This window comes from Aeromonas sp. 604282 (assembly GCF_049170575.1).
GTDB classification, from domain to species: Bacteria; Pseudomonadota; Gammaproteobacteria; order Enterobacterales; family Aeromonadaceae; genus Aeromonas; species Aeromonas veronii_A.
The window spans coordinates 61958-75190 of sequence record NZ_JAAKMV010000017.1 but is presented as its reverse complement, the minus strand read 5'-3'; the positions used below and the strand labels follow the sequence as shown (position 1 = coordinate 75190).

Sequence of the window (13233 nt, the reverse complement as noted above, 5' to 3'; positions counted from 1 at the left end):
CGTGCAGGGGCACTACACGGCGCTCGTAATATACCTTTCAGGCGCTTAGATTTCCATTAGCTCCTTCTCCTTTGCAGCAAGGGCCTCATCGACCAGCTTGATGTAGGAGTCAGTCAGTTTCTGGATCTCTTCCTGGGCGCGACGGTCATCGTCTTCTGAGATCTCTTTCTCTTTCAGCAGCGCTTTCAGATCAGCGTTGGCATCGCGGCGAATGTTGCGCACGGCAACACGGGCATTTTCTGCTTCACCACGCACAACCTTGGTCAGGTCACGGCGACGCTCTTCAGTCAGCGGCGGCAGCGGCACCCGCAGGGACTGGCCATTGCTGGAGGGGTTCAGGCCCAGATCGGAGGTCAGGATCGCCTTCTCGACCGCCTGGATCATGGAACGGTCAAAGACGGAGATGGAGAGGGTGCGAGAATCTTCAGCCACGACGTTGGCCAACTGTTTCAGCGGAGTGGCCGCACCGTAGTACTCAACCTGGATGCCGTCGAGCAGGCTCGGGTGAGCACGGCCAGTACGGATCTTGGACATCTGGGTCTTGAGTGACTCGACACTCTTGCCCATGCGCTCCTTGGCGTCGTTTTTAATCTCGTTGATCACAGCGGTTTTCCTTTTGGCGAACGAGCCGCCATGCGGCTCGCATCTATTTTATTTGCTGACGTAATGGATCAGGGTACCTTCCGGCTCACCCATGATAACCCGGCGCAGGGCGCCCGGCTTGTTCATGTTGAACACGCGGATCGGCAGATCGTGGTCACGTGCCAGAGTAAAGGCAGCAAGATCCATCACCTTGAGCTCTTTTTCAAGAACTTCATCATAACTCAATTCGTGGTACAGGACGGCATCCGGATTTTTGACCGGATCCTCGTTGTATACACCATCTACCTTGGTGGCTTTCAGCACCACGTCGGCTTCGATCTCGATCCCGCGCAGGCAGGCTGCCGAGTCGGTAGTAAAGAAGGGATTGCCAGTACCGGCAGAGAAGATCACTACCTTGCCAGCACGCAGCTGGCTGATTGCCTCGGCCCAACTGTAGGAGTCACAGACCCCCTGGAGGGAGATAGCAGACATCAGACGGGCATTCACATAAGCACGATGCAGGGCATCACGCATGGCCAGACCGTTCATCACGGTTGCCAGCATACCCATGTGGTCGCCCACCACGCGGTTCATGCCCGCCTTGGCAAGACCGGCACCACGGAACAGGTTGCCGCCACCGATGACCAGACCGACCTGAACACCCAGCTCAACCAGCTCTTTGATCTCTTGGGCCATCCGCTCCAGCACTGCCGGATCAATGCCGAAACCCTCGGATCCTTGCAGGGCTTCACCACTCAACTTCAGAAGAACACGTCTGTATGCAGGTTTGGGATTGGTACTCATGTCACTGATTCCTGGTCATATAAAGACCGCGACATAAGTCGCGGTCTGGGGAAACGGAAAAACCGGTTCGATTAGGCCTTTTGAGCGGCCGCGATTTGAGCTGCAACTTCAGCAGCGAAATCGGTCTCTTGCTTCTCGATGCCCTCGCCCACTTCGAAACGGGTGAAGGAGACAACGTCAGCGCCTTCTTTCTTCAGCAGCTCGGCAACAGTCATGGAAGGATCTTTCACGAACGGCTGACCAGTCAGGGAAACCTCACCGGTAAACTTCTTCATGCGACCTTCAACCATCTTCTCGGCGATCTCTTTCGGCTTGCCGGAGTTGATGGCGATGTCGATCTGGATTTCGCGCTCTTTGGCAACGACTTCAGCAGATACGTCTTCAGGCTTGACGAATTGCGGGCTGTTGGCAGCAACGTGCATGGCCAGATCTTTAGCCAGTTCGTCGGAACCACCGGTCAGCTTGGTGATAACACCGATGCGGGAACCGTGAACGTAGGTGCCCAGGTTGTCACCTTCAACCAGCATCACGCGACGCAGGTTCATGTTCTCACCGATCTTGGCGATCAGGTTGGTGATGGTCAGCTCGACGGATTCGCCGTTGCCGAAATCAGCGGCTTTCAGCGCGTCAACATCAGCGATCTTCTGGGTAGCAGCGATCTCGACGATCTTCTGACCCATGGCCAGGAAACCGGCATCCTTGGAAACGAAGTCAGTCTCGCAGTTCAGCTCGATCATGACAGCAACGTTGCCTTCGGTACGGGCGAAGATCACACCTTCAGCAGCGATACGGCCAGCTTTCTTGGCAGCTTTGGCCTGACCGGATTTACGCATGTTCTCGATGGCCAGCTCGATATCGCCGTTGGCCTCTTCCAGTGCTTTTTTGCAATCCATCATGCCAGCGGCGGTGCGCTCGCGCAGTTCTTTTACCAGGGCGGCAGAAATGTTTGCCATGTCCAGTATCCTCGGTCTTGAATTGACAAGAAACAGGGGCCACAAGGGCCCCTGCTAACCAATTACATCAGCTTGGTTAATAAGGGCTTTGCAGACCTTATCAATTACTCAGCTTCAACGAAGCCATCTTGTTCGGCTTGAACAACGATGTCCTGCTCGCGAGCTTCCAGTACGGTGTCAGCAGCAGCATTCAGGTACAGCTGTACGGCACGGATAGCGTCGTCGTTACCCGGGATGACATAGTCAACGCCGTCCGGGTTGGAGTTGGTATCAACGATGGAAACTACCGGGATACCCAGGTTGTTGGCTTCTTTGATAGCGATGTGCTCGTGGTCTGCATCGACAACGAACAGAACGTCAGGCAGGCCGCCCATGTTCTTGATACCACCCAGGCTCTTCTCCAGCTTTTCCATTTCGCGAGTACGCATCAGCGCCTCTTTCTTGGTCAGCTTGTCGAAGGTACCGTCCTGGCTCTGGGTTTCCAGATCTTTCAGGCGCTTGATGGACTGACGAACGGTTTTCCAGTTGGTCAGCATGCCGCCCAGCCAGCGGTGGTTAACATAGAACTGGTCGCAACGCTCAGCGGCTTCTTTTACGGCTTCAGACGCGGCACGCTTGGTACCTACGAACAGTACCTTGCCTTTCTTGGCAGCTACGGAGCTGATGAAGTTCATGGCATCGTCAAACATCGGAACGGTTTTTTCCAGGTTGATGATGTGAACTTTGCTGCGGGCACCGAAGATGTAGGATTTCATTTTCGGGTTCCAGTAACGAGTCTGGTGACCGAAGTGAACGCCGGCTTGCAGCATGTCGCGCATAGAAACTTTAGCCATTTTATACCTCTGTATTGGGGTTAGGCCTCCACACATCCCATATAACCGACCCGTTAAGGCACCCCGGCATATGTGTCGATGTGTGTGTGTTGTTTAAGTAAGGGTGATGAAATGGTGGACGCAAGTTCCCCATTCCGGCGCGCTTTATACCATAACTTTGTTCCGGACACCACCGGCCGACACTCTAAACAGGTGTAAATCTGGATCCCTCCAAAGGAGGTTGCGACTGCCATTTGACGCTGTGATGACAATCACACTGGAAGTACGCGGGGGTTGCGGATAAAATTTTGGCCTGATTGCAAACGCATCTATTTTTCATTACCTGTCCTGTCTGCCCTCGCAGGCCCAGCGGCAGGCCGCAAGAGAGATCCCATGTCCATTAAAATCAAGACACCGGAAGAGATTGAAAAGATGCGCGTTGCCGGCCAATTGGCCGCCGATGTGCTGGTCATGATTGCGCCCCATGTCAAAGCTGGCGTCACCACTGACGAACTGAACACCCTCTGCCACAACTATATTGTCGACGTGCAGCAGGCCATCCCGGCCCCGCTCAACTATCACGGTTTCCCGAAATCCATCTGTACCTCGGTGAACGATGTGATCTGCCACGGCATCCCGAACCACAAGAAGCTGCGTGATGGCGATATCATCAACCTCGACATCACCGTTATCAAGGATGGCTACCACGGCGATACCTCGGCCATGTTCATCGTGGGGGAAACCACCCCGCTGCGCCGCCAGCTCTGCAAGGTTGCGCAAGAGAGCCTCTACGCTGCCATCAAGAAGGTGCGTCCGGGTGCCTGCATCACCGAAATTGGCGCCGTGATCCAGCCCATCGTCGAGAAGGCCGGCTTCTCCGTGGTGCGTGACTACTGCGGCCACGGCATCGGTGCCGAGTTCCACGAAGAGCCGCAGATCCTGCACTACCGCAACAGTGGCAAGCTGGAGCTGAAAGCAGGCATGTGCTTCACCATCGAGCCGATGGTCAACAGCAAGAAGTATCACTGCAAGGTCAATCCGAAGGATGGCTGGACCGTGACCACCAAGGATGGCGGCGACTCCGCCCAGTGGGAACACACCCTGCTGGTGACCGAGGATGGCTGCGAGGTACTCACCCTGCGCCCGGACGACACTATCGACCGCTTCATCAAACACAGCTAACATCGAACCCCGGCCCTTGTGAAAAGCGCCGGGGTTTTTACTGCCTGTTTCAGCCAGATGCCTGCCACTTGTGTGTGAGATGCCATGGACGCCAGCCTACTTTCCCCTCATCTGTTACCCGACGACCAGCTCACCCGCGATAACTGCAAAGAGTACCTGAGCCGCTTTCTAGGCTGGCTGCACGCCCGTTTCGATGCCGGTGACAACATCATCGAGCTGGTTGCCACCCGCTCCGAATACATGGATCAGTTGCTCTGCCGCCTGTGGCAGAAGTTTGGCTTCGACAAGAGCGACCTGACCCTCATCGCGGTGGGGGGCTATGGCCGCGGCGAGCTGCACCCCCACTCCGATATCGACCTGCTGATCCTCTATGACGGCGACGAACTGGACGAAGTGTTGGGACTACGCATTGGCGAGTTCATCACCCTGTTGTGGGATCTCAAGCTGGAGGTGGGTCAGGCGGTGCGCAACGTGGCGGAGTGCCTCGAGCAGGGGCGCGCCGATATTACGGTCGCCACCAACCTCATCGAGGCCCGCTACATCACTGGTCGCCAAGAGGGCTTTCGGCAACTGAAAGAGGCCACCGGCCCCCAGCACTTCTGGCCAAGTGAAGCCTTCTTTCGTGCCAAGCGCCAAGAGCAGGCGGAGCGGCACCAGCAGTTTCTCGGTACCGCCTACAAACTGGAGCCGGATCTCAAGTGCAATCCGGGCGGCCTGCGCGACATTCAGACCCTTGCCTGGGTCGCCCGTCGCCACTTCGGCGCCACCACCTTGTTCGAGATGACCAGCCACGGCTTTCTCAACCGCGCCGAGTACCGCGAGCTGCTCGACTGCCAGAACTTCCTCTGGAAGGTGCGCTTTGCCCTACATATGGCCATCAACAAGGGGGACAACCGCCTGCTGTTCGACCGCCAGCGCACCGTGGCCCAGATGCTGGGCTTCGAGGGGGAAGGGAACGCTCCGGTCGAGCAGATGATGAAGCGCTTCTACCAGACGGTGCGGCGGGTCGCCGAACTCAACGAGATGCTGCTGCAACTGTTTGACGAGGCGATCCTCGGCAACAGCGCCATGGATGTGCGCCGCCTCTCCGACGAGTTCCAGCTCCGTGGCCGCCTCATCGATGCGGTCGATGCCGAGCTGTTTGCCCGTGAACCGGTCGCTATTCTGCGTCTCTTCTATCAGATGGCCCAGCATCCCGAGATTGCGGGCATCCACTCCGCCACCCTGCGCCAGCTGCGCGAGGCGCGCCGCAAGCTCAACTGCTGGCTGCAGGAGTTGCCGGACTGCCGCCGCCTGTTTATGGCGCTGCTGCGCCATCCCAACGGCATCGGCCTGCCGCTTACCCTGATGCACAAATACGGCATCCTCGCTGCCTATCTGCCGCAATGGAACCTCATCGTCGGCCAGATGCAGTTTGACATGTTCCACGCCTATACGGTGGATGAGCACACCCACCGGCTGCTCAAGAACATTCACGGCTTTCCCAACCCGGCCAATCGCCAGAGCCACCCGCTCTGCCATGAAGTGTTCACCCGACTGCGTAAACCGGAGCTGCTCAGCATCGCCGCCCTGTTCCACGATATCGCCAAGGGGCGGCGCGGCGATCACTCGGAACTTGGCGCCGTCGATGCGCTGGAGTTCTGTCAGCTGCACGGCCTCGATCGCTACGAGAGCCGGCTGGTCGCCTGGCTGGTGCGCCACCACCTGCTGATGTCGGTCACCGCCCAGCGCCGCGATATATACGATCCCGACGTGGTTACCGACTTTGCCCAGAAGGTGCGCGACGAGCAGCATCTCGACCTGCTCTACTGCCTCACCGTGGCCGATATCTGCGCCACCAACGATAGCCTGTGGAACGACTGGAAGGGCACCCTGCTGCGCGAGCTCTACTTCGCCACCCAGAAGGCGCTGCGTCAGGGGCTGGAGAACCCGCCCGACATGCGGCTGCGCATTCGCGAAAATCAGCGTCAGGCCAAGCAACTGCTGGCACAACGGGATGTATCGGAAGAAGCGATCAATCAGCTCTGGGGCGACTTCAAGGCTGATTACTTCCTGCGTCACAGCCCGGAACAGATCGCCTGGCACTGCCGCCACATCATCGAGCATGGCGACAATCCGGCTCCGCTGGTGATCATCGGCAAACACCCGACCCGCGGCGGCAGCGAGGTGTTCATCTACTGTCGCGACACGCCGAACCTGTTTGCCACCGTGGCCTCGGCGCTGGATCAGAAGAACCTCAACATCCACGACGCCCAGATCATGAACTCGCGCAGCAACTTCGTGCTCGACACCTTCGTGGTACTGGAGCCAAGCGGCGAACCCATCAGCCCCAACCGCACCGCTACCATCAAGAAGGCGCTGGAGAAAGCACTGCAGGAGCCGGGCAAGCTGGTACTGCGCAACAAGCCGTTGTCGCGGCGCCACCGCCAGTTCAGCGTGCCGACCCGGGTGGTCTTTCTGCCCCGCTCTTCGCCCACTAAAGGGGAGAGCCGTCACACCCTGATGGAGCTGACTGCCCTCGATACCCCCGGCCTGCTGGCCCGGATCGGTGCCGTTTTCCAGCAGTGCGGGCTGTCGTTACACGCCGCCAAAATTGCCACTTTCGGTGAGAGGGTCGAGGACTTTTTCAGCCTGACTAGCCTCGATGGCGAACCATTGACCGCCGAACAGCAAAAACAGCTGGAAGAGCGACTGGTACACCAACTCAACCCCCAGCAGTCGGTACTGGATTAAGCGAAGAGTGATTCGAAAGAGGCTGGTTGTCGGGCGTTTTTTGCCATGCCAAACAACTGGTTGGCGCACATCGGATGAAGAAATGGTCGCTGGCCGGAAGAATTCCGGTCAACCCCTTAAAAAGGGTCGGAAAAGTGTGATACAACAAACAGAATTTTTTAAAGGAAACCTGTCATGACCGAGTTGCAACAGATCATTGAAGCGGCCTTCGAGCGCCGCGACACCATTACTCCGGGCTCCGTGGATAGCGCCACCAAGTCCGCCATCCTGCAAGCCATCGACCTGCTGGACTCCGGCAAGGCGCGGGTTGCCGAGAAGATCGCCGGTGAGTGGGTTGTCCATCAGTGGTTGAAGAAAGCGGTACTGCTCTACTTCCGCATCAACGACAACGGCATCATCAAGGGCGACGATGCCCAGTACTACGACAAGGTTCCCCTCAAATTCTCCAACTACACTGCCGAGCAGTTCAAGGAAGCGGGTGTGCGCGTGGTGCCGCCGGCAACAGCCCGCAAAGGCTCTTTTATCGCCCCAAATACCGTGCTGATGCCCTCCTATGTCAACATCGGCGCCTTCGTTGATGAAGGTACCATGGTCGATACCTGGGCCACTGTCGGCTCTTGCGCCCAGATCGGTAAGAACGTCCACCTCTCCGGCGGCGTCGGCATCGGCGGCGTACTGGAACCGCTGCAGGCCAACCCGACCATCATCGAGGACAACTGCTTTATCGGTGCCCGCTCCGAAGTGGTTGAAGGGGTGATCGTCGAGGAAGGTTCCGTCATCTCCATGGGCGTCTTTATCGGCCAGTCCACCCGCATCTATGACCGTGAAACCGGCGAAATCCACTACGGCCGCGTACCGGCTGGCTCCGTAGTCGTCTCCGGCTCCCTGCCCTCCAAGTGCGGCAAATACAGCCTCTACGCGGCGGTGATCGTCAAGAAGGTGGATGCCAAGACCCGTGCCAAAGTCGGCATCAACGCCCTGCTACGCTCCATCGACGAGTAATCAGCATTGCTGTGATGAAAGGGCGCCTGATGGCGCCCTTTTGATTTTGGCGCCCCTGTCACAGGCAAGCCATGAGGCATCGGTTAAGATGGATGGGACAGGATCGTTTCAAACCGAGGAAGCCCGATGTACGAGAATCTGAAGAGCCTGGGGATCCAGGATCCCGCCTCCGTCGATAGCTACACCCTGCGCCAGGAGGCCAACCACGACATCCTCAAGATCTACTTCAAGAAGCAGAAGGGCGAGTTCTTCGCCAAGAGTGTCAAATTCAAGTATCCCCGCCAACGCAAGACCATGCTGGTCGACTCCGGTACCCATGAGTACAAGGATGTCACCGAGATCAACGCCAACCTCAAGTATGTGGTGGATGAGCTGGACAACCTGACCCAGGGCGTCCATCAGCAGGCCGACCCGGACATCAAGCAAAAGATCCTGCGCGACCTGCGCCATCTGGAAAAAGTGGTACAAAACAAGATCAGCGAAATCGAACGGGATCTGGAGAAACTCTAACCCTCCCCCTCTTGCTTAAAGAGCGCCCAATGTGGCGCTCTTTTTATTGGCTGACTTTATATAGGTTTATCAGGTGATGACATGCGATAAGTCGAGCGAGGCACACCAGCGGTTGTGCCGACATAGGGCATCCCGTTACACATCGCATCTTGGGTAACGAGACTCCTGCCGAGCTCGACCTGCTGTGACTCGCACGCTCCATAACCAGAAATAGCAAGAGGGAGGCTTTCGCCTCCCTCTTCAAACACGCTGATATTCAGGCAACAGAATTAGTTGCTCTTCATCCAGATGTCCATGTCGGTTTTCAGGTTGTCGGACTTGGTACCGAAGATGGCTTGAACGCCGGAACCAGCCACTACCACACCGGCAGCACCCAGTTTCTTCAGACCAGCCTGGTCAACCTTGGCAACATCTTTCACACCAACACGCAGACGGGTGATGCAGGCATCCAGAGAAGCGATGTTCTCTTTACCACCGAAGGCGGCAACCAGAGCAGCAGACATCTCGTCTTTGCCTTGGCCAACGGCCTCTTCAGCAGTCTCGTCTTCACGACCCGGGGTTTTCAGGTTCATGGCACGGATAACGAAGCTGAATACGACGTAGTAGATAGCCGCGTAAACCAGACCCAGACCAACCAGCAGCAGCATGTTGTCGGCACGCGGTGATTGCACCACGAAGTCGATGAAGCCGTTGGAGAAGGTGTGACCGTGTACGATACCCAGAGAGTTGGTCAGCACATAAGCCAGACCAGCCAGTACAGCGTGGATTGCGTACAGAACCGGAGCGATGAACAGGAAGGAGAATTCAATCGGCTCGGTGATACCGGTCAGGAAAGAGGTCAGGGCTGCAGAGGCCATGATACCAACGATCTTGGCGCGGTTTTCCGGCTTGGCAGCGTGAGCAATGGCGAACGCAGCAGCAGGCAGACCGAACATTTTGAACAGGTAGCCACCAGCCAGCTGACCAAAACCGTTACCGGCAGCGCGGGAAGCGTCATCAGCAGTCAGGAAGCAGGTCATGATACCGTGAACAGTTTCACCGGCACCGTTGACGCAGGTACCAGCCTGATAGAAGAACGGTACGTTCCAGATGTGGTGCAGACCGAACGGGATCAGAGAGCGCTCAACCACGCCGTAGATACCGAAGGCCAGTACCGGGTTCTGGTTGGCAGCCCAGTCAGAGAAGGCACCGATGGCGCCACCCACTGGCGGCCAAATCACGGACAGGATCACACCCAGACCGATGGAGAGGAAACCGGTGATGATGGGTACGGCACGTTTGCCCGCGAAGAAACCCAGGTACTCTGGCAGCTGGATCTTGTAGAAGCGGTTGAACGCCCAGGCAGCGATACCACCGGCTAGGATACCACCCAGCACGCCGGTTTCGATGGTTTCAACACCCATCACAGGTGCCATGACCTTCAGGGTTGCGACCATGATGCCGTAGCCAACGATGGCTGACAGACCGGATACACCGTCGTTATTGGTAAAGCCCAGAGCAACACCCACTGCAAACAGCAGGGCCATCTGGCCAAATACAGAACCACCGGCTTGCTCCATCAATTGGGAGACAATTTCCGGCATCCAGCTGAAATGGGCAGCACCCACCCCCAGCAGAATACCTGCGACTGGCAAGACTGATACTGGCAGCATCAGCGCCTTACCAACCTTTTGCAGATTAGAGAAAGCATTTTTGAACATTGTGTGCGCTCCTGAATGGATTGTCGTCCCTGAACGATCTATCTGGATGAAATAAGCACTGATTCATTCAGATATCTTCGAGTCGGGCTTGTTTATTTTGACCATCAGAATATAACCCAGCGGGTCATAAATTGCTGCTTTCGAAGGCGGGGGAATATTGAATTTGGAGGGAAGATCACAACTTGTTTAGCGGCTAAAAAACGCATCTAATATAAGTTAATAATCCGCATTGTCACTCTATTACAAAGACATATAAATAGCAGTTTCACTTTGTATTTTAATAATACCATTTACATCAAACGGCAACCTATTGTAACCAAGTGTAACGGCGTGACTTTTATTTATTACAGTCTACCGATTAAAAAGGCCTCCAACAAGGGAGGCCTCAACAAATATATCTGACCAGCAAACGGTCGTATTACTCTATTTTTGCGAGCGCTTGACCGCATCAATAAACACGCTTTTTGCCTTGGTTGAACCAGCCCGTTCAGCCTCGTTCACCAGCTTCATCGCCTTGTCGATATCCCCCGCCTTGACCGCTTTTTCGATCTGGCTCTGGTAGAAGGCTTCTGTTTCACTCAGCATGGCAGGAGCAGGTTTGGCTGCGACCGCAGCTGTTGTAGTTGTGGTAACGGCTGCAGTCGTCGCTATCGCGGCAACCTGCTGACCCTGGCTCATGGCCACCTTATCGGCATATTCGGGTTTGAATACCGCTTCAAGACCACTTCCACGGGCCATATCTTTGACTTTGATCTGCACCAAACCCCAAGGGGAGTGCGGGATCACCGGATCCTTGATATCAGGCTCAACGGTACCATTAGCACGAGCAAACGCTTTTGATGGATGAAGGATTGTTGTGCTGCCAGAGAGTTGGTCCGCAGGCGCATAGACGATCATGTATGTTTCGCTGGCCGGGTTGCCAGGCATGCTGCGGTCAACAAAGAGACGCCCTTCGATACGGTCGTTATCGAGCAGGTGAGCAGGCTGATAACTGAATACAGACTCACCCAGTACGCGAGTCACCTTGAACTCGGCATCCAGCATAATGACTTTGGGCACCATCACGGTTTTGCTCACCTGTGATGCCAGGCTGATCGCCAGATTACCGGTGTTGGCCGGCAGGCGATAAGCCGCAAAGTAACTCATCCCCTCATCAAACTGAAAAGTGGGTTGCTTGCCATCGATGGCCAGCAAGGTCTCACCTTCAGGCAAGGGGGCATAACTGAAATCTTTAAACGCCACACAGCAGCTGGAGGCTTTGGCCAACGCTTGCTTGGCTTGATCTGCATCGCTCAAGATCGAGCCATGTTCTTGCAGAGGAACAACCATGTTTCCGGCACAACCGGTTAATAGCGCAGTGATTACGGCTGCAATAGACATCTTTACCCGTTTCATTTTTCTTATCTCCATAATCCGGTGGCCGTGATCCGGCGAAACAAAACTGCCCCCATAAGGGGGCAGTCACTAACTTAACTTAAACTTTTGCTTACCACCAAGCTTCTGCTTGAACACCGAACTGGTAGGTGTCTTTGGAGGTATTGCCTTCGAAGACTTTCTTGTCTTCGTCGTTAGCCAGATAGGAGGCGAACACACGGATTTCCGGACGGGCCCAGAAGCTGGAACCGGCAGACCAAGCTTGTGCCAGAGTCAGCTTGTAGCCAGCATCTTTGTCTTCGCTACCATTGGTAGACTTGTTGTTGTCCTTGAAGTAGCCGCCTTCAAAGATGGTCTTGTTGAAGTCATCCCACTTGTACATCGGACGGATAACAGCAGACATAGTTTCATACTTGTCGTTGCCATCCCACATTTCGTTGCCTACACCGTAGACCAGCTGGTGACCCATCTCCCAGGAGTTGCCCATCGGCACCACACCCCAGTTGATGATACGGAAACCATCGGCACCGTCTTTCGCTTCAGCACCGTACCAGGAACCATCACCGTAGAAAGCCATGGTCTTGGAGTAGCCTTCAGTACCGTATTGCAGCACGGTTTTGTTGAAACCGCCGAGGATGCCTGCGGTCAGTTCAGCAGTCAGCATAACGCCGTCTTTCGGGTCTTTTTTCAGTGCTTTCTGATCATTGGTCTCATTGACCAGAGCGTAATCCACGCCCAGCTCCAGAGAAGCATCAGTCCACAGCGGGATGCCGGCATAACGCAGATCCAGAGTATTGACGTTCAGGTCTTCGTTCTTGGTGTAAGTAGGCTCTTCGATGTAATTACCGGTCGGATTACCATTGGCATCCAAAACGGGTTTCTTAGTTACACCTGTTTTGGTGTATTGGCCAAACACATCGGCAGCGCTGCGATCGTTACGTACCCATGCGAAAGAAACTTTACCCGGACCAGCCTGGATGCCTTCGATACCAGCACCAGCACCGGAGATGTTCCAGTAGTAGAAGTCGGAGATGTGGATGTCATGGCGTTGATAGTAACGCTTACCAGCCCACAAGGTTGCTTCAGGAGCAAAGTTCAGCAAACCTTTGGCTTGTACGTTGAACTGACGCAGAGCGAAGTCGGAATCACCATTGCACTGCTTGGCATCGAAGTTACAAACAGTACCGGTACCTTCCCAGTCATTTGAACCGTTGGAAGCCATGGCAAACATGGAATCAACATAGAAAGTCTTGCCATCTTTGTTGAACACTTCCTGACCTAGTTGCACTTCACCGTAGGTATCATTTTCGTTACCCAGACGGCCAACTTTATTGACGTTGTATTTAACCATGTCGCCGTCGCCGGAAACACCGACACCGGAACGGAAGTAACCGTGGAAATCTACGGCAAAGGCGGCTTGGGAAGCCAGGGCGGCAGTAACAGCTGCTGCAATCGGGAGCCACTTCATTTTCATTGTCATATTCCTTATTTCCCGCAGTGAGGAGTGTGATCCTGAATATTCAACGTTTTATCACCACGTAATCCTGTTGGTGATAATCGAGGTTGATTATAGGGAGCGTA

11 protein-coding genes are annotated in these 13233 nt (G+C 55.4%); 4 read left to right on the top strand and 7 right to left on the bottom strand.

The annotated features are described in order from the left end of the window. Positions 1-45: 45 nt before the first annotated feature. From frr to rpsB, 4 genes are all read right to left on the bottom strand, one after another. Complete coding sequence (frr, locus tag G5367_RS17950) at positions 46-603, bottom strand: ribosome recycling factor (RefSeq protein ID WP_005343783.1); 558 nt, start codon at positions 601-603, stop codon at positions 46-48. Positions 604-651: 48 nt separating this feature from the next. Next, positions 652-1386 (bottom strand): UMP kinase, encoded by a 735-nt coding sequence (gene pyrH / locus G5367_RS17945; RefSeq protein WP_005343782.1) that lies wholly within the window; start codon positions 1384-1386, stop codon positions 652-654. A gap of 71 nt (positions 1387-1457) precedes the next feature. After that, positions 1458-2339: a translation elongation factor Ts gene (tsf, locus tag G5367_RS17940; protein WP_005343781.1), complete on the bottom strand. Its 882-nt coding sequence runs from the start codon at positions 2337-2339 to the stop codon at positions 1458-1460. 104 nt (positions 2340-2443) lie between these two features. Further along, positions 2444-3172 carry a 30S ribosomal protein S2 gene (gene rpsB / locus G5367_RS17935; RefSeq protein WP_005343780.1) on the bottom strand — a complete coding sequence of 243 codons (729 nt, stop codon included), beginning with the start codon at positions 3170-3172 and terminating at the stop codon, positions 2444-2446. A gap of 372 nt (positions 3173-3544) precedes the next feature. Between rpsB and map the strand changes: the two genes are divergently transcribed. From map to G5367_RS17915, 4 genes are all read left to right on the top strand, one after another. After that, on the top strand, positions 3545-4333 hold the full coding sequence (map, locus tag G5367_RS17930) for a type I methionyl aminopeptidase (RefSeq protein WP_216951883.1): 789 nt from the start codon (positions 3545-3547) through the stop codon (positions 4331-4333). Between the two features lie 84 nt (positions 4334-4417). After that, the gene (gene glnD, locus G5367_RS17925; protein WP_421244715.1) at positions 4418-7066 is read left to right on the top strand and encodes a bifunctional uridylyltransferase/uridylyl-removing protein GlnD; all 2649 of its coding nucleotides are present in this window, start codon (positions 4418-4420) and stop codon (positions 7064-7066) included. A gap of 174 nt (positions 7067-7240) precedes the next feature. Then, entirely contained in the window at positions 7241-8068 is an 828-nt protein-coding gene (dapD, locus tag G5367_RS17920) for a 2,3,4,5-tetrahydropyridine-2,6-dicarboxylate N-succinyltransferase (protein ID WP_005338581.1), read from the top strand. A gap of 126 nt (positions 8069-8194) precedes the next feature. Continuing rightward, positions 8195-8578, top strand: a complete 384-nt coding sequence (locus tag G5367_RS17915; protein ID WP_005338583.1) for a DUF3461 family protein — start codon at positions 8195-8197, stop codon at positions 8576-8578. A 269-nt stretch (positions 8579-8847) separates the two neighbouring features. Here the strand turns inward: G5367_RS17915 and ptsG are convergent, their stop codons facing one another. From ptsG to G5367_RS17900, 3 genes are all read right to left on the bottom strand, one after another. Beyond that, positions 8848-10278: a PTS glucose transporter subunit IIBC gene (gene ptsG / locus G5367_RS17910; RefSeq protein WP_005338586.1), complete on the bottom strand. Its 1431-nt coding sequence runs from the start codon at positions 10276-10278 to the stop codon at positions 8848-8850. A 423-nt stretch (positions 10279-10701) separates the two neighbouring features. After that, on the bottom strand, positions 10702-11673 hold the full coding sequence (locus tag G5367_RS17905) for a MalM family protein (protein WP_216951886.1): 972 nt from the start codon (positions 11671-11673) through the stop codon (positions 10702-10704). A gap of 91 nt (positions 11674-11764) precedes the next feature. Continuing rightward, complete coding sequence (locus tag G5367_RS17900; RefSeq protein ID WP_108612675.1) at positions 11765-13126, bottom strand: maltoporin; 1362 nt, start codon at positions 13124-13126, stop codon at positions 11765-11767. Between the last annotated feature and the right edge of the window lie 107 nt (positions 13127-13233).